The organism is Acinetobacter sp. LUNF3, from assembly GCF_022699605.1.
GTDB classification, from domain to species: domain Bacteria; phylum Pseudomonadota; class Gammaproteobacteria; order Pseudomonadales; family Moraxellaceae; genus Acinetobacter; species Acinetobacter johnsonii.
Window position 1 is genome coordinate 1416720 of sequence record NZ_CP093968.1, and the last position, 15672, is coordinate 1432391.

15 protein-coding genes and 1 tRNA gene are annotated in these 15672 nt (G+C 41.1%); 9 read left to right on the top strand and 7 right to left on the bottom strand.

Annotated features, from left to right (window positions below; all coding sequences use genetic code 11):
• The first annotated feature begins 10 nt into the window (after nucleotides 1-10).
• The 3 genes from MN200_RS06945 (at nucleotide 11) to MN200_RS06955 (ending at nucleotide 1605) form a co-directional block, all read left to right on the top strand.
• Nucleotides 11-87 (top strand) — tRNA-Val (locus MN200_RS06945).
• A 175-nt stretch (nucleotides 88-262) separates the two neighbouring features.
• Nucleotides 263-1273: a site-specific integrase gene (locus MN200_RS06950; RefSeq protein WP_242760421.1), complete on the top strand. Its 1011-nt coding sequence runs from the start codon at nucleotides 263-265 to the stop codon at nucleotides 1271-1273.
• Nucleotides 1274-1323: 50 nt separating this feature from the next.
• Nucleotides 1324-1605, top strand: a complete 282-nt coding sequence (locus tag MN200_RS06955; protein ID WP_058869456.1) for a hypothetical protein — start codon at nucleotides 1324-1326, stop codon at nucleotides 1603-1605.
• 41 nt (nucleotides 1606-1646) lie between these two features.
• Here MN200_RS06955 and MN200_RS06960 read toward each other — a convergent pair whose 3' ends face one another.
• From MN200_RS06960 to MN200_RS06975, 4 genes are all read right to left on the bottom strand, one after another.
• Nucleotides 1647-1928: a hypothetical protein gene (locus tag MN200_RS06960; protein WP_058869457.1), complete on the bottom strand. Its 282-nt coding sequence runs from the start codon at nucleotides 1926-1928 to the stop codon at nucleotides 1647-1649.
• The gene (locus MN200_RS06965) at nucleotides 1929-2162 is read right to left on the bottom strand and encodes a hypothetical protein (RefSeq protein WP_242760422.1); all 234 of its coding nucleotides are present in this window, start codon (nucleotides 2160-2162) and stop codon (nucleotides 1929-1931) included.
• 22 nt (nucleotides 2163-2184) lie between these two features.
• Nucleotides 2185-3117 carry an IS5 family transposase gene (locus MN200_RS06970; RefSeq protein ID WP_242760423.1) on the bottom strand — a complete coding sequence of 311 codons (933 nt, stop codon included), beginning with the start codon at nucleotides 3115-3117 and terminating at the stop codon, nucleotides 2185-2187.
• 156 nt (nucleotides 3118-3273) lie between these two features.
• Nucleotides 3274-4065: a pseudouridine synthase gene (locus MN200_RS06975; RefSeq protein WP_058869763.1), complete on the bottom strand. Its 792-nt coding sequence runs from the start codon at nucleotides 4063-4065 to the stop codon at nucleotides 3274-3276.
• Between the two features lie 197 nt (nucleotides 4066-4262).
• Here MN200_RS06975 and icd point away from each other — a divergent pair, with 197 nt between their 5' ends.
• The 3 genes from icd (at nucleotide 4263) to MN200_RS06990 (ending at nucleotide 6866) form a co-directional block, all read left to right on the top strand.
• A complete protein-coding gene (gene icd / locus MN200_RS06980; RefSeq protein WP_005401098.1) occupies nucleotides 4263-5516 on the top strand; it encodes an NADP-dependent isocitrate dehydrogenase in 1254 nt (417 codons plus the stop codon).
• A gap of 283 nt (nucleotides 5517-5799) precedes the next feature.
• Entirely contained in the window at nucleotides 5800-5964 is a 165-nt protein-coding gene (locus MN200_RS06985) for a hypothetical protein (protein WP_184119154.1), read from the top strand.
• 350 nt (nucleotides 5965-6314) lie between these two features.
• Nucleotides 6315-6866, top strand: a complete 552-nt coding sequence (locus tag MN200_RS06990; RefSeq protein ID WP_242760424.1) for a M23 family metallopeptidase — start codon at nucleotides 6315-6317, stop codon at nucleotides 6864-6866.
• Nucleotides 6867-7070: 204 nt separating this feature from the next.
• Here MN200_RS06990 and MN200_RS06995 read toward each other — a convergent pair whose 3' ends face one another.
• Together MN200_RS06995 and MN200_RS07000 are read right to left on the bottom strand one after the other, a co-directional pair.
• The gene (locus MN200_RS06995) at nucleotides 7071-8273 is read right to left on the bottom strand and encodes a YbfB/YjiJ family MFS transporter (RefSeq protein WP_242760425.1); all 1203 of its coding nucleotides are present in this window, start codon (nucleotides 8271-8273) and stop codon (nucleotides 7071-7073) included.
• 108 nt (nucleotides 8274-8381) lie between these two features.
• Nucleotides 8382-8987 carry a flavin reductase family protein gene (locus MN200_RS07000; protein WP_005401102.1) on the bottom strand — a complete coding sequence of 202 codons (606 nt, stop codon included), beginning with the start codon at nucleotides 8985-8987 and terminating at the stop codon, nucleotides 8382-8384.
• A 159-nt stretch (nucleotides 8988-9146) separates the two neighbouring features.
• Here MN200_RS07000 and MN200_RS07005 point away from each other — a divergent pair, with 159 nt between their 5' ends.
• The 3 genes from MN200_RS07005 to MN200_RS07015 all read left to right on the top strand — a co-directional run bounded on the left by MN200_RS07005 (nucleotide 9147) and on the right by MN200_RS07015 (nucleotide 14439).
• On the top strand, nucleotides 9147-10535 hold the full coding sequence (locus tag MN200_RS07005; protein ID WP_242760426.1) for an L-cystine transporter: 1389 nt from the start codon (nucleotides 9147-9149) through the stop codon (nucleotides 10533-10535).
• 152 nt (nucleotides 10536-10687) lie between these two features.
• Nucleotides 10688-11515: a PhzF family phenazine biosynthesis protein gene (locus tag MN200_RS07010; protein WP_148827080.1), complete on the top strand. Its 828-nt coding sequence runs from the start codon at nucleotides 10688-10690 to the stop codon at nucleotides 11513-11515.
• A gap of 146 nt (nucleotides 11516-11661) precedes the next feature.
• The gene (locus MN200_RS07015; protein WP_205666777.1) at nucleotides 11662-14439 is read left to right on the top strand and encodes a pitrilysin family protein; all 2778 of its coding nucleotides are present in this window, start codon (nucleotides 11662-11664) and stop codon (nucleotides 14437-14439) included.
• A 91-nt stretch (nucleotides 14440-14530) separates the two neighbouring features.
• On the opposite strand, the gene MN200_RS07020 is transcribed toward MN200_RS07015, so the two are convergent.
• A complete protein-coding gene (locus MN200_RS07020) occupies nucleotides 14531-15595 on the bottom strand; it encodes an amidohydrolase family protein (protein ID WP_205666776.1) in 1065 nt (354 codons plus the stop codon).
• Nucleotides 15596-15672 lie beyond the last annotated feature (77 nt).

A 15672-nucleotide genomic window follows, 5' to 3' on the forward strand; every position in this document is an offset into this window, starting at 1 on the left:
CTTTTACTTCAGGTGTATAGCTCAGTTGGTTAGAGCGCTACGTTGACATCGTAGAGGTCTCCAGTTCGAGTCTGGATATACCTACCAAGATTCTAAACGTTATGTTATAAGGGTTTTAAGCGAAAACAATAGCTTAAAACCCTTTTTTGTTGTCTTGAATAAAGTCTACCCTTAACAGCACTATCCGTAAAATCGCTACTTTTTGCCGATAATGCAGTTAAATTTAGACCAAGATTAGACCAAGAATATAGAGTTATAGATCATGAAAATGCCTAAAGCGGTCAAGCGCGGTGAAAGCTACAGAATTAAAATAATGATTGCTGGAACTACATATTCAGCAACCAGAGATACCGTAAAAGAATGCGAGCAATGGGCTGCGCAAAAGATGCTTGAGGCAAAAGCAAATAAACTCTCTGAAGATCTGGGCGTAAAACAGCACTATCCATTCAAAACACTTTTTCATAAATATTATGATGAGCATGGGCGAAAGCTTCGTGGATCTAAATACGTCAAAGAGCAATTAGCGCCGTTTGATGAAAAGTTTGGTGCACTGGCAGATATGTCGATTCATGACATCACACCACAGCATTTAACTATCTGGCGCAATAAGCGCTTAAAACAAGTTGGAGCAAATACAGTACTGCGAGAAATTGCGCTGTACTCATCAGTTTTTAGCTATGCAGTTAAAGAGCTTTTCTTATTGGAAGCCAATCCATGGATGGGTATTAAGAAACCGGCCAAACCTAAAGCGCGTAATCGACGTATTCGTGATGAAGAAATTCAGCTCATTTTAGAGGGATTGAATTATCGTGAAGGGCAGACACCGACATTGCCAGAGCATTATGTTGCCTGGGCTTTTCTATTTGCATTGGAAACAGCAATGCGCCGTGGTGAAATTCTAGGTATCACAATGTCAGAAATTTATGATCGGCATGTTCATTTACCTAAAACTAAAAATGGTGATGCTTGTAATGTTCCTCTGACTAAAAAGGCTTTGGCACTTCTAGATCTAATCAATCATGGAGGGGATAAGTTGATTCCTCAGTCTGAGAATGCTTTTCGGTTAATGTGGGAACGTCGTAAAGAAAAAGTAGGGCTGGCAGATATTCATTTCCATGATACACGCCATGAGGCCATTACTCGGTTTGTAAATAACCAGAAATTACCGGTAGAAGTGCTGGCCAAGGTTACAGGCCATAAAAATATTAAAGTCCTGGTGAATACTTATTACAACCCGGATGTTGAAGATATTGCGGATATGATGGATGCTTGAGTTAAATACCTGATAATATCCACTATGGGGTCAATATCTAAGAGAAAATAATGAAACTTATTAAACTGGGCTTGCTGGCAGGTTCTATTCTTTTTACAAGTCTTTCTTATGCAGACATGTTTGCACCAAGTGCTTATTGTACAAAACCATCTAAGCCATACAAATTTAATAATGAATGGGAAGTACAACAATATCTTGATAGTGTTAATAGATATAAACGGTGCATTTCAGATTTTGTTGAAAAACAAAACCGTGAAAGTCAAAATCATCAAGAGACTGCTTCTAAAGCTATTGATGAATGGAACAGGTTCGTTAAGATGGAACTGCAATAATTAAAAAGGGCCTTTAAGCCCTTTTTTATATTTCATAGTCACTAATTTTTCCTCGCACGCCCACGCTTGGCCACAGGCTTCGCCGTCAAAATCAAATTTGCTTGCTCTGGATCGTAAAGACATTTACCGCGAGTACCTTTGTTGATCTCTGTACAGCGGTCACGGACAGCATCAACACTTATACCGTAGTATTGAGCTAGTTCAGCAGCTGATACCAGTTTTGGGCTTACATCCTTGATCGATACGATCTTTGCACCGCCAACTTCAGAACCTACAAATAGTTGAGGTGCTTCACCTTGTACAGTAATTTGAAAAATCCCCATCTAAGACACCTCCTTTAAGCTTTGAACCACACTAAACCGGTCATGCTCTGCGATATAGCTGCTCAGCATGTGATAATACAAATCAGCATTGCTATTAATCTCAAGAATCACACCAGTGCCATTACTCACGCGCTGTCTTAAAGTTGCTTCTAGCTTACGAACAAAGCCGCTGTGCAAGTGATGTGAATCACTCGCAATGTGATAGGCTTCATTGCACAAAGATTTGAAATGCAAAGCGCCCCTAATTGAGCTAAATTTAAGGCGTAACTTGGGTAAGTGGTCGACCTAATTTCGTAAATCTGTTAAGGACTGCTACACGTGCATGGATTTCATTCACTTGGCTATCAAAACTCCTTGCACTGAGTTTATCTCCTAATAATTTGATGCAATGCATCTTAGTTTCAACCAAACTTCGCCGATGATAGCCTGACCATTTTTTCCATAGTGTCCTGCCTAAACGTTTAATTGTTCGAAGTAATTCATTTCGCTCTAGCGAGCTACTCTTTGTATCTTTCCATTGTTTCGCATTTTTTCTAGGTGGAATCACCGCATGCGCTTGCCGATCTGCAATGACCTGACGGCATTGCTTGGTGTCATAAGCTCCATCGGTATAAACACAGTTAATCTGCTCATCTTGTGGAATCTGATTAAGTAAATCACCAAGCACCTGTGAATCACTGACATTATTGGTTGTAAGCTGAACTGCTCGTATTTGTAGGGTTTTAGCATCTATACCAATATGAAGTTTACGCCATTGGCGACGATATTCAGATCCATGTTTCTTGCGTTTCCATTCGCCCTCACCTAGAAACTTCATGCCTGTAGAGTCCATGAGTAGATGCAGCCCATCGCTACTTTTTTGGTAGCTGATTACAATATCAATATGCTTTTGTCTTCTACAAAGCGTGGTGTAATCTGGAGCTATCCAATTTAATCCGCAAAGTTTAATCAGACTTTGCACAAAGCCAGTGACCATACGTAAAGACAGACGGAATAAGGATTTAATCATTAAGCAGCATTGGATGGCTGCGTCGGAGTAGGTTTGATTTCGCCCTTGTTTGCCTTTTGATGGCGCATACCATTGCGTAGCAGGATCAAACCAAATGGCAATATTTCCGCGACTCATGAGTGCTCGGTTATATGCGGGCCAATTGGTTGTGCGGTAGATTTTGTGTGTAGGCTTCTTCATTTGAAAATTATATCGCTGAAAAACCCTTTACAGATAGGTTTGTGCAACAAAGCCACAAATAAGCGGTATTGGACTTTGACACAAATTGATGAGCTATATAAAGAAATAAATTTATAATAAAAAGCCCACTTTCGTGGGCTTTAAAATACTTAATTTTTAACGACCATTATTACGTCCACGACCACGTGGTGCTTTCGTATTTGGACGAGTAGTACCATTGGTTTTACGCTTTGGTTTCTCACTATCATCCATTTGCCAAATACGCTTCGTACCAGACTTTTTCACAGAGCCATCTTTGTTCTTACGAACCATAGGCTTACCACCTGTACCACCCGGTTTTTTCACATAAGAGCGTGAACGGTAAGGTTCTTCCGCAGGAATGTTCTGAAAGTCAGGGTATAAAAGTGGCTCGATTTCTTTGGTTTCGCCTGGCTGTAAACCCATTTGAACCAAATCAATTGCACCAATTTTAGTACGGATTAAACGTAAAGTAGGAAAACCTACAGCAGCAGTCATGCGACGTACTTGACGGTTACGGCCTTCACAAATTGAAATTTCGACCCAAGAAGTCGGCACAGACGCACGGAAACGTACAGGAGGATCACGCTCCCATAACCACTCAGGTTGTTCAACTTTAGATGCTTTAGCAGGTAAAGTCATACCATCTTTTAATTCTACACCTTTACGCAACTGCTCAAGGGCTTCCTCAGTGACATCACCATCGACCTGAACCAAATATGTTTTAAATTTTTTATTGGCAGGGTTGGTGATGTATTGGTTCAAACCACCATGGTCGGTTAAAAATACCAAGCCTTCAGAGTCCATATCCAAACGACCAGCCAAGCGCAAAGTAGAGTCGCTGACAAAGTCAGACATCGTCATATGTGCTTCATCTTTACGGAACTGGGAGAGGACGTCATAGGGCTTATTCAGGATGACGATTTTCATAGTCAATAACTTCTGTAATTACATAAAATAAGAAATATCAAGATTTATTTAATAGAGAAATGTAGTTATTTCTCGTATAAATCTTAAAAACAGCGGAATTCGATTAAGCTATTATGCGATAAGAAGAGTGGAAAGTATTGTCTATCGGCAATTATTTTTTTAATTTGCCAATTATAATAAAAGGGAGCACCTGCAAAATGGGTTATCAGAAGATCATCGTTCCTGCGGATGGTAGTAAAATTACCGTAAACGCAGATTTATCATTAAATGTTCCAAATCAACCGATTATTCCTTTTATTGAAGGCGATGGTATTGGTGTCGACATTACACCAGCCATGAAAACTGTAGTAGATGCTGCAGTACAAAAAGCATATGGTGGTAAACGCTCGATTGAGTGGATGGAAGTCTATTGTGGTGAAAAAGCCAATAAAATTTATGGCTCTTATATGCCAGAAGAAACTTTTGATGCGCTACGCGAGTTTGTGGTTTCAATTAAAGGCCCTTTAACTACACCCGTGGGTGGGGGTATTCGTTCTTTAAACGTGGCGCTACGCCAAGAATTAGATTTGTACGTCTGTGTACGTCCTGTACGTTGGTTTGAAGGGGTACCATCACCTGTTCAGCATCCTGAACTGACGGATATGGTTATTTTCCGTGAGAACTCAGAAGATATTTATGCCGGAATCGAGTGGAAAGCCGACTCTCCTGAAGCGAAGAAAGTGATTAAGTTTCTCAAAGAAGAAATGGGCGTGACTAAAATCCGCTTTGAAGATAACTGTGGTATCGGGATTAAGCCTGTATCGAAAGAGGGAACGCAGCGTCTTGTGCGTAAAGCCATTCAATTTGCCATTGATAATGATAAGCCGAGTGTGACCTTGGTTCACAAAGGCAACATCATGAAATATACCGAAGGAGCGTTTAAAGAGTGGGGTTATGAACTTGCGATGGACCGTTTCGGTGGTGAGCTCATTGATGGCGGGCCATGGGTAAAAATTAAAAATCCAAAAAATGGTAAAGACATCATCATTAAAGATGTGATTGCCGATGCATTCTTGCAGCAGATTTTAATGCGTCCTGCGGACTATTCAGTGATTGCGACTTTAAACCTGAATGGTGACTATATTTCTGATGCACTGGCTGCAGAAGTTGGAGGGATTGGTATTGCGCCGGGTGCGAATATTGGTGGGGCGATTTCTGTTTATGAAGCCACGCACGGAACAGCGCCAAAATATGCCGGTCAAGATAAAGTCAATCCAGGCTCCATTATTCTTTCTGCTGAAATGATGCTACGGGATATGGGCTGGGTAGAGGCGGCAGATTTGATTATTAAAGGCATTTCAGGGGCAATTGAGGCGAAAACAGTCACTTATGATTTTGAGCGATTAATGCCGAATGCGACCTTATTGCGTTGTTCGGAGTTTGGTGAGGCTATTATTGCGAATATGGAATAAGCTTTAAGCTGAATCTGTAGAAACCCGCACATACTGCGGGTTTTCTTTTGTTGGCTTGAAAATAGCTGTGGAAATAGGTTTGCAATGTAAAACTAGGTTAAAGGATTCGTGCTTTCAGTGAGTATAGGTAAGGTTAAATAAAAAGGAGAGTTGATTATTAACCACAATTTATACATGTAATTACAATGAAGTACTTTGATACAGCTTATAGCTTGGGTTTTTAGCTGAGTGATGTATGGTGGTCTTTGTCGAATGTTACGGCAGATGATAAAGGAGTAGTCTCATGGCTAATCAACAAAATCAACAGCAGAACAATCAGCAGCAACGTCAACAACAACCAAATCAACCGCAAGAACAACCAGACCAGCAACAACAACCCAAACCAAATCAAGGCCAGCAAAAACAGCCGAATCAAAACCAACCGAACCCAGATCAGCAACAACGCTAGGCGTATTGCTATTTCATGAACGAATGTTAAAGGCATTTCAAGGAAGAATCGATCAAAGGGAGTTGAATCAAAGGAGGACCCTATGTCGAATAATGTTGTGAAAACATTAAAACAGAAGATCAAAGCACGTTTAAAAAAGATCTCTAAGCATCAGTCTAAGCTGAAAACCTTAGAGAAAAAACTGAAGAAGCGTAAGTAGTTTTACGTGGTTTATTTGAAGCAAAGCCCTCATTTTATATGAGGGCTTTGCTGTTACATATATAAGATATCTTTCAATATATGAGGCATTTAGTATGAAAAGGTAACTTTATCTTATTTTAATATCTAAAAATTAGCTGAGTAGTTGAATCATGTCTCGTTTAGTTCTGAGTGGAGCTATTTTAAGTACAAGTCTGCTGATGAGTGGATGTCAGCCACCCGCTTCGGGTGAAGCAGCAGGTTTGAGTTATCCATATTTATATTGGCAGTTATATAAGACACCTTTAGAGAAAAACTTAAATGTGCCTGTACAAGGTGTAAGCCATAAGCAGATACAAGATACTTGGGGGGCAGCACGTGGTCAGGGACGAAAACATCAAGGTATTGATATCTTCGCTAAACGCGGAACACCTGTCTTAAGCGCCACATCAGGCATTGTCTTGGATGTAGGCATTAATAGTCTAGGTGGACAAGTAGTATGGGTAATGGGGCCAAACTTAAGCCGTCACTACTATGCACATTTAGATGCTTATGCGCCTAATATTCAAACGGGTGATTGGGTTGAAGTAGGAGAGGTATTGGGTTATGTCGGGAACACTGGCAATGCCAAGAATACGCCACCACATTTGCACTATGGAATTTATAGGACTGGAAAAGGAGCTGTGAATCCTTATCCGTATTTAACTTTAAATGCATTGAAATAACCGAGCTTTAGTCTACAGCTGTAAAAGTTCGAATGCATGAATTGTATTGGTTATAGAAGGCACATCAATTGGGTTCTTTTCTTATACTTACACAGTACATTTGTATTATTTAGAGGTAAGTTAAAAATATCACAGGTATTTAACATGGACGGCCCTTTATAACGGAACCTACAATTCTTTTTCGATTTCCTTCTATGTGAAGGATTAAAAGGCCTCTTTTTTAGTTCTTGGATTGGAGGTGGATGTCGTACGGGTAAAGTAAAATAGTTGCAATGTTCCTAAACCGAGGACTCCCGCAGCAAGCATAAACTGAAAGTGATATGACCAACCCAAATGCTGCAAGGTACTAAAACTTAAGCCACCGACCAGCTGTACAGTTGCAAAGCTGAGTGTCGCCATACTCCACAGTTTTTTATAGGCCAAGCCGTAGAGTTGTAAGATGGTGTAGGAGGTGAGAAAGACTACCGCAGGGTTCAGTAGGCCTGTGAGAAATGAGGACATGAGCGTAAATACAGGCGAAAAACTCAGAACCGCCATAAAAACTGCCGCAATATAGACACTGTATAAAATCTTTAAAGCCAGAAAGTTGCCAAATTTACGTGCTAAAGCATAAGCTGTTGCAGCACCTAGAGCACTGCCTAGGCCATATAAAATCCAGTTAAAATTGATCCAATATAAATTTAGCGTTAAAACATGGCTTAAATAATCAATCCAAAACAAAGAATGGGGAATATACGCAAAAGCGCTACAGGCATACACAATGAGTAAGCTATAGTAAATTTTATTCACTGTATGAGTCTGGGGCTGGCTCGTAGGAATACTGTGCAGTTGCTTTTGGAAAGGACGAACCAGTGTCCATAATAACCATGTAATGACAAATGAAAAGCCACAGAGAATGAACCATGCACTACTGATTGCAATACGGTCTAAATACGGCATAAACAGCGTGGCTGCCAATACACCAATTCCTATTCCGCTAAATCCAATGAGATTAATTTTAAAACGGTGCTGTAACTCACTGCACTGCGCCACAATACTGGGCGATAGAATCATCAGCAAACCACCGCCGATACCTGAAATGATGCGCCACACTAAATACCAGACTTCATTAAAATGCGAAAATGCACAGGCAAACAGACTGATTGAACCAAAGAGCGCAGCAAAAATGATATAGATCGGCATTTTTGCATTTTGTGGCAACTTCATCGCCCAAAATGCGCCGATCAGATAGCCCAGCAGATTGGCGCTACCGAGTAGGCTGGCGAAGTTGTGTGACCATTCATAGGCTTCGCGAGTGGACGGCAGTAGAGCGGTATAAGAAAAACGTAAGAGGCCAATTCCCAAGCACATACTCAGGCAGAGAAAGAGACTAAGTTGTACTGTGCTTGAGAACGTCCTGTTCATCATAATTTGACTATTTGTTTAAAAAACACACTTGAACTATAAGATGAAATTTACAATAAAACAATCGGGTGATGTCCACCTTTAGTCGAGCGGAGTAAACGCGAAGTCAATTTAATCAGTATCTTTGAGTTGATTGATATCCACTGCATCACCAATGGTATAAAAGTGTCCGCCTGCAACATGATGGATGCTTTTCCATTCATCTGCGGCTTCATGGTAGTACCAATGCCCATCTCTAAAAACCCGATCATCGGCATAAGCAGCAATGACTTTGCCAATAAACAAGTCATGCTGCTGCTGATTATGCGGTTCAGGAATGAGTTCACACAGAATCCAAGCGCTACAGCCTTCAACCACTGGAATTGGGCTGTGACCAAACTGAAAAAGTTCGACCCCACACTGACGTAACTTTTCAGGAGCATCATATTGACTGATCATGCCCAGTGCGTAGACCATTTTCAGCTGTTTAAGTGTAGGGACTTGCAGCGCAAACAAACCCGATTTTTCAATAATACTGCGGGTTTTTGTCGATTTATCGAGTACGACCGTCACTTTGGCTGGGCTAAACTCTAGGGCGCATGCCCAAGCCGCGGCCATGACATCGGTGCTTTCATCATCTTGACTGGAAACCAGCACGGTTGGGCCGTGGTTGAGTAGCCGATATGCTTTTTCTAAAGGGACGGGCAGAATGTGAGGATTAAGCAGAGATTGATTCATGTAAAAGAACACTTTAACAGCCGTTTAAATGCTTTATACCACATTCTAAAACTGCCAATTCAGTCTAAATTTGTACATTCAGCGTGGAATATGGCGCAAAACAGTAAGCCCGTTTAAATTTTGATTTATAATTATGACAGCATCATTTAGGGAAACAATATGAATATCCCCTTAATCGTCAATGTCATCATTTTTATTGCATTGCTTTTTTTACTGGGCCAAACCCGTAAAACCGATTGGAGTTTAGCGAAGAAAGTACTGGCAGGTCTCTGTCTCGGTATTGTTTTTGGTCTCGCTTTACATGGGTTTTATGGTACGAATTCGCCTGTACTGCAAGAGTCGGTACAGTGGTTTAATTTGGTCGGTAAAGGCTATGTCAAACTACTACAAATGGTGGTGATGCCTTTGGTATTTGTTTCCATTTTAGGCGCTGTGATTAAGCTGCACGATGCGGGTTCATTGGGTAAAATTAGTTTTATCAGTATTGGGACTTTGTTATTTACTACCGCGATTGCTGCATTTGTCGGTGTGGTGGTGACCAATCTGTTCGGCTTAACTGCGGCAGGTTTAGTGCAAGGTACACAAGAAACTGAACGTTTAAATAGGATTCAAACTGACTATGTCGGGCAAGTGGCTGACTTGCAAGTGCCTGATTTATTTCTGTCATTTATTCCGAGCAATCCTTTTGCCGAGCTGACAGGGGCACATCCAACCTCAATTATCAGTGTAGTCATTTTTGCAGTGTTTTTAGGCATTGCAGGTTTGAACCTAATGAAAGCGGATGCTGATAAAGGACAAAAGCTGTTGTCTGCAATTGACATCTTGCAAGCGTGGGTCATGAAGTTGGTGCGTCTAATTATGATGCTCACTCCTTATGGTGTGTTCGCACTCATGACCAATATTGTGGCCAACTCTAAAATGGCGGACATCTTAAACTTAGGTGGCTTCTTGGTTGCGTCTTATATCGGCTTGGCGATTATGTTTATCGTGCACGCCGTGATTTTGGCGCTCACAGGTATGAACCCAATTCAGTTCTTTAAAAAGGTTTGGCCTGTGCTGACCTTTGCATTTACCAGCCGTTCAAGTGCTGCCAGTATTCCTTTAAATATTGAAGCGCAAACACGACGTCTGGGCGTACCTGAGTCAATTGCCAGCTTTTCAGCATCATTTGGTACGACCATTGGGCAAAACGGCTGTGCAGGGCTGTATCCTGCGATGTTGGCTGTTATGGTTGCACCGACAGTGGGCATTAATCCACTCGATCCGCTTTGGATTTTGACTTTGGTTTGTGTCGTGACCTTGAGCTCGATTGGGGTGGCAGGTGTAGGTGGTGGAGCAACATTTGCAGCACTGATTGTCCTGCCGATGCTGGGCTTGCCTGTGACTTTGGTTGCACTGCTTATTTCAATTGAACCTTTAATTGATATGGGGCGTACAGCTTTGAATGTGAATGGTTCTATGACAGCAGGTGTTGTGACCAGCCAAGTCTTAGGTCAAACCGATAAGCGTATTTTTGAGCAAGATAATGTGGACTTAAAAGAAGTCTAAGCTGAGAAATATATAGCTTATGAACTGAAAAGAAGCCTATCTTAATGATTAGGCTTCTTTTTATTGGGCGTGTATCCATAAATGACTAAAAACTGTATCTATTTTTTTGCGCAGTTTTTTGCAAAATAAAGCTTCAATTTAGGAGAAAAACGATGAAAATGTATCAAGTCGATGCCTTTACAACTGAATTATTCAAAGGTAATCCTGCCGCTGTGATTGTACGTGATGAATGGTTAGCAGTAGATTTGATGCAGAATATTGCCTTGGAAAATAATTTGGCAGAAACGGCTTTTGTGAAAGTCATTGATGCTGAAAACTATGAAATTCGTTGGTTCACCCCTCAGGTTGAAGTGGACTTTTGTGGGCACGCGACTTTAGCCAGTAGTTTCGTCCTGTTTCGGGATTATACCGATGCCAAACGTATCCAGTTTCATGTAAAAGACTTGGGTGTTTTTATCATTGATCAAGATGTTGATGGCAAGATTCATATGAATTTTCCAATTCGTGCACCGCAAAAGTTAGAAGACTATCCTGCGGAAATTCATGAATTGGTCGATTGTGAAATTAAAGAAGTCTATTTAAACCCACAGGCTTATATTTTAGTGTGTGAGTCTGAGCAGGCCGTTAAGGATGCCAAACCGAACTTAGATAAAATTCGTCAACTGGCAGAAAAGCATAAAGTCAGTACTGCTATTACTGCTGAAAACTTGGATGTTACCCTGACTTCAACGTCTCAAGACTATGATTATATCGCGCGTTATTTCGCACCGCATAAAGGCATCAATGAAGACCCTGTGACAGGCTCCATGCATACAGGTCTTGCACCCTTGTGGGCGGAGAAGTTGGGTAAAACCTCATTGATTGCCTATCAGGCATCGAGCCGTGGTGGATTACTGTACTGTGATATTCAGTCTGAAACGCGAATCCAAATTTCTGGCTATGCCAAGTTATATATGACAGCTGAACTTTACTTAGATTAAGTTGTAATTCTCTTAAATTAAAACTACTGGTGAAAAATAAGCATTGATTAAAATGCTATTTTTCACCAAATTACTATAAAAAAAAATTCACTTTCCTCTATGATGTTGAGAATCATTCATATTTTGTCGAATTATTTGGAAAAATAATGTTAATGCGTTTTAAAACATTGAGTTTGTCGGTATTGCTACTTGGCTTTGGGGGCACAGTATGGGCACAACCCGTATTGGTAAAATCGGAACAGAAAATTGAAGAATATAAATTAGATAACGGTTTACGTATTATTCTTGCGCCAAACGATAAAGAAAATAAAGTGTATATGAATATGGTCTATTTGACTGGTTCATTGAACGACCCAAAAGGTAAGGGCGGTTTAGCGCACCTATTGGAACACTTAGCGTTCAAGGGGACTAAAAATGTTCCAGGGGATGAGTTTCAACGCCGTTTAGATCAATACGGTTTAATGAATAATGCCAGCACGGACTATTATTCAACCAAATATATTAATGTGGTTCGTCCTGAACAAAATGCAATTAATGAGCTAATTCATCTTGAAGCAGAGCGTATGGACGGTTTGGTGCTCCAAGAAAAATATGTACCATCTGAAATCGCGATTGTAAAACGCGAGCGTGAAGTCCGTATGGATCAGCCTTTTTCAGTGCTCATGGATCAGATGTGGAAGTCCGCTTATGGTAATCAATATTTAGGGCGTTTACCGATTGGTGATTTAAATGAGTTACAGTCAATCAAAATGGCTGAGCTGAATAAGTTTTATCGTGACTGGTATGCACCGAATAATGCGGTGTTTGTCATTTCGGGCAAGTTTGACCAAGCTGCTGTACTGAAGCAGATAGATGAAAAGTTTAGTGCGATTAAAGCGCGTGCTGTGCCTGCGAAAGTCAAAGTGCCTGTCTTAGATGCCAGTAAGATTAAAGATCGTCAGTTTGTGGTGAAAAAGGGCAGTAACTTAGCCAAATATAATATCTACCTGAATGGTAAAAACGAGAACATTAAGACCGCGTTGGCGGTGTCACCGTATTTATACACCATGCAACCCAGTGGGCATTTGTACCAAAGCATTGTAGAAACGGGAACGGCGACAGCTGTTCAGTCGACCACATGGTTAGACCAAGATTTTAATATGGTGTTTATGGGCGCAGTTTATGCCCCCAACCATGATGTAAAGAAAGTCGAGTCGGCTTTGGTTACTGGTGTAGAAAAAACACCAAGCTTCAATGAGGTTGAGCTCAACCGCGTGAAGAGCATGATTAAAAATGCCCAAGAAAGCATGTTCAGCAGCGCAACGGCAGTCGGTGGTATGCTCAGTGACTACGTGGTTTCTGCCAATGGTGATTGGACACAATACTTTAAAGATCAGCAACAGTTACAACAGCTCAGCGTTACTGATGTGAACCAACGTTTAGATGACTTTTTAGTACCCGAGCATCGTATTTCAGGCACAATTTTACCAACCCCAGAAGATCAGAAAAAAGCACTTGAACAAGCGGTAGCAGCGATCCCAGCAAAAACTTTAGACCAACAAGCTGTTGCTGAAGAACCATTGAAAGATGTCAGTGCGTATAAGGCAGAAGTGGCTGAATATGTAAAAAGTTCAAAGCAATATTTAGAAAGTGCTGAAAAACAAATTCAGCGTGGCAAGTTAAAAAATGGCATGCAATATGCGCTGTACCCAAGTACTACGCGTGACGATAAGACCTATGCCACCATTTCGATTGACTTTGGTACTGCAGAAAGTTTGTTTAATAAAGCAGAGTTATTAGATCTAACTTCTTATTTACTGCTCAGAGCTTCAACTCAATATAGTTTGCAAGATATTGCAGATCATTCGATCGATGCGGGCGGTGGAGCAAGTGCCTCAAGTAATGGCAATGGGATTAATATTTCAATCGTGGCGAAGAAAGAAAAATTTGATGAATTTTTTAACTTCGTGATTGATGTCCTTAAAAATCCAACCTTTGAACAAAGCCAGTTTGATTTGATTAAGTCACAAAGCTTAGCAAGTCTAGACCGACCGTATACAGAACCCGAAACTGTAGCGGCTTTAACCATTGCTCGTTTACTTGAAACTTATCCAATTGGGGATATTCGACATCACTTCGAGCCTGAATATGTCAAGAAGCAGTATCAGGCCGCAACACAAGCTCAGGTTAAACAGCTGTATCAGCAGTTTTTTGCGATGAATCATGCACAAATTTCGGTAACGGGCGTGATTGATACGAAAAAGATGAAAAAGACTTTAAATCAGGCTTTTGCAAACTGGAATTCGGCAGCGCCTTATCAGCGGATTACTTCTGACTTTACTGCATATAAAGCGCAGCGTGTACATGCACTGTCAGAGCAGCGTGAGTTTGGTAGCTATCAGAGCATTATGACGTTCCCTGTGGGTACATACCACCCAGATGCACCTGCTTTACAGGTACTCGAGCACATCTTAGGTGAGTCGCAGTTATCTTCTCGTTTGGCACAAGAGTTACGTGAAAAGAATGCCTTGGTCTATGGTTTTGGTAGTAGTATTTCGCTGGATGACTGGACGGAGTCAGGAGCGCTAACGATTGATGCAAACTATAGCGCAGGCAAATCGGCTCAAGTGTCTCAAGCGGTCTATAAAGTGTTGAATGAGTTATTGGCAAAAGGCGTTACTGAACAAGAAGTAGAAGCTGCCAAGGCCGATATTTTGAAAAAACGTGTGACTGCACTTGAAGATAGTCGCAATATTCATCGCATGCTGATTCCTCAAATGAAGCGCAATCGTACTTTACTGGATCGCGAACAGCGTGATTTAGCATTGGCCAAAATTAGTAAAGCCGATGTTGATGCGGTGATTCAGAAGTATATTAAGCTGGATCAGTTGGTTGAAGTGATGGCTGACCAATATGGCAAAGCGCAACCAGCGCTGAAAAAGTAAAGATTTCAGTTTTCATCCAAAAAGAACCCCCTCAAAATTGAGGGGTTCTTTTTGTTATAGCTTTTAGGAATTAGTTTTCTTATTTTTTCAATTAAAGCCGATAAAACTGTTTGGCATTGTGATGGAATACGCGCTCTAAAGCATCAGGGTCATAGGCTGCGACGACATCACTAAAGGCATCAATAATATTGATCAATGAGGTACTCACCGAATCCATGGGAAAGTTAGAGGCAAACATCACCCGATAGGTACCAAAACAGGCGAGAGCATGTGTAATCATGGGATGTGCAAGGTCAAAGACTTCTTGTTTGGAAGCCAGTCGGCCTTCTTTATGAAAACGATGTCCTAATACAGGCATGAAAAGCCCCGACATTTTGGTATAGACATTTGGATAGCTTGCAAGTTCAGCTAAGTCGTCTTTCCAACGAAAGAAAATATTTTCCCGCGCTGTTTGTGTCATCCCTGTATTTGCACCAATTGGACCAAATAAACCTGCGGGTGTACCTAGATGGTCTAGCACAATGGAAGTTTCAGGGAACTGCTTGGCCAGATAAATCACATCTTCAAGCTGTGTGGAATAAACCCAAGCATCAAAACTCAAGTTGTATTGGGACAGCACTTCGAAGCCTTTGAGAAATTTTTTATTGCGATATAAGTGTGGCTCATCTGTCCACGCATGGATTTGTTTGTCTTCATGAAAAGACGCCATTTTACGAATACCACGAAAGTGTGGTGAAGCTTTATGGTGTAATTTTAGGATCTTTGTAAAGTTACGATCACGTGGATCAGCTGTTGCGACAATGCCACCCAATTTGACCGTATCGGCTCCAAAAGCTAAAGACTCAATAAATTGAGTTTCCTCAACCACACCTTTGCCTTTGCTGTGATGCCAACTGGCTTCTACATGCACTACTTGTTCTACTGTGTATGGGCCAGTATCGCGTTTATAGTCTTGGGGCAAATACGGACGTGTAATATGACGGGTTAGACCGATGGTTTCAATCAGGTCTTTAGGTTTCACCAAACGAACCATTTTGTCCAAAAGCTTAGGATGCTTACCCAATAATTTGACTGCCAAAGCCGCTGCATGTGGCGTGTTATAGGGGTCCCACTGATGGATGTGTGGATCGATGAGTGCAAAGTCCAAATGCTGCATGTTCTTCCCTAAGTCATATTCCTTAGCGATTACCTTACTGTAAATTGAGGTGTTGCAACATTGTATTTCGTTTCAAA

Excerpts from the sequence above, each read along its gene's own strand:
- icd (WP_005401098.1), top strand. The coding sequence starts at position 4,263 with ATGGGTTATCAGAAGATCATCGTTCCTGCGGATGGTAGTAAAATTACC.
- MN200_RS06960 (WP_058869457.1), bottom strand. The coding sequence starts at position 1,928 with ATGGGGATTTTTCAAATTACTGTACAAGGTGAAGCACCTCAACTATTT.
- MN200_RS06970 (WP_242760423.1), bottom strand. The coding sequence starts at position 3,117 with ATGAAGAAGCCTACACACAAAATCTACCGCACAACCAATTGGCCCGCA.
- MN200_RS06990 (WP_242760424.1), top strand. The coding sequence starts at position 6,315 with ATGTCTCGTTTAGTTCTGAGTGGAGCTATTTTAAGTACAAGTCTGCTG.
- MN200_RS06985 (WP_184119154.1), top strand. The coding sequence starts at position 5,800 with ATGGCTAATCAACAAAATCAACAGCAGAACAATCAGCAGCAACGTCAA.
- MN200_RS07005 (WP_242760426.1), top strand. The coding sequence starts at position 9,147 with ATGAATATCCCCTTAATCGTCAATGTCATCATTTTTATTGCATTGCTT.
- MN200_RS06955 (WP_058869456.1), top strand. The coding sequence starts at position 1,324 with ATGAAACTTATTAAACTGGGCTTGCTGGCAGGTTCTATTCTTTTTACA.
- MN200_RS06995 (WP_242760425.1), bottom strand. The coding sequence starts at position 8,273 with ATGATGAACAGGACGTTCTCAAGCACAGTACAACTTAGTCTCTTTCTC.
- MN200_RS07020 (WP_205666776.1), bottom strand. The coding sequence starts at position 15,595 with ATGCAGCATTTGGACTTTGCACTCATCGATCCACACATCCATCAGTGG.
- MN200_RS06950 (WP_242760421.1), top strand. The coding sequence starts at position 263 with ATGAAAATGCCTAAAGCGGTCAAGCGCGGTGAAAGCTACAGAATTAAA.
- MN200_RS07000 (WP_005401102.1), bottom strand. The coding sequence starts at position 8,987 with ATGAATCAATCTCTGCTTAATCCTCACATTCTGCCCGTCCCTTTAGAA.
- MN200_RS06975 (WP_058869763.1), bottom strand. The coding sequence starts at position 4,065 with ATGAAAATCGTCATCCTGAATAAGCCCTATGACGTCCTCTCCCAGTTC.
- MN200_RS07010 (WP_148827080.1), top strand. The coding sequence starts at position 10,688 with ATGAAAATGTATCAAGTCGATGCCTTTACAACTGAATTATTCAAAGGT.
- MN200_RS07015 (WP_205666777.1), top strand. The coding sequence starts at position 11,662 with ATGTTAATGCGTTTTAAAACATTGAGTTTGTCGGTATTGCTACTTGGC.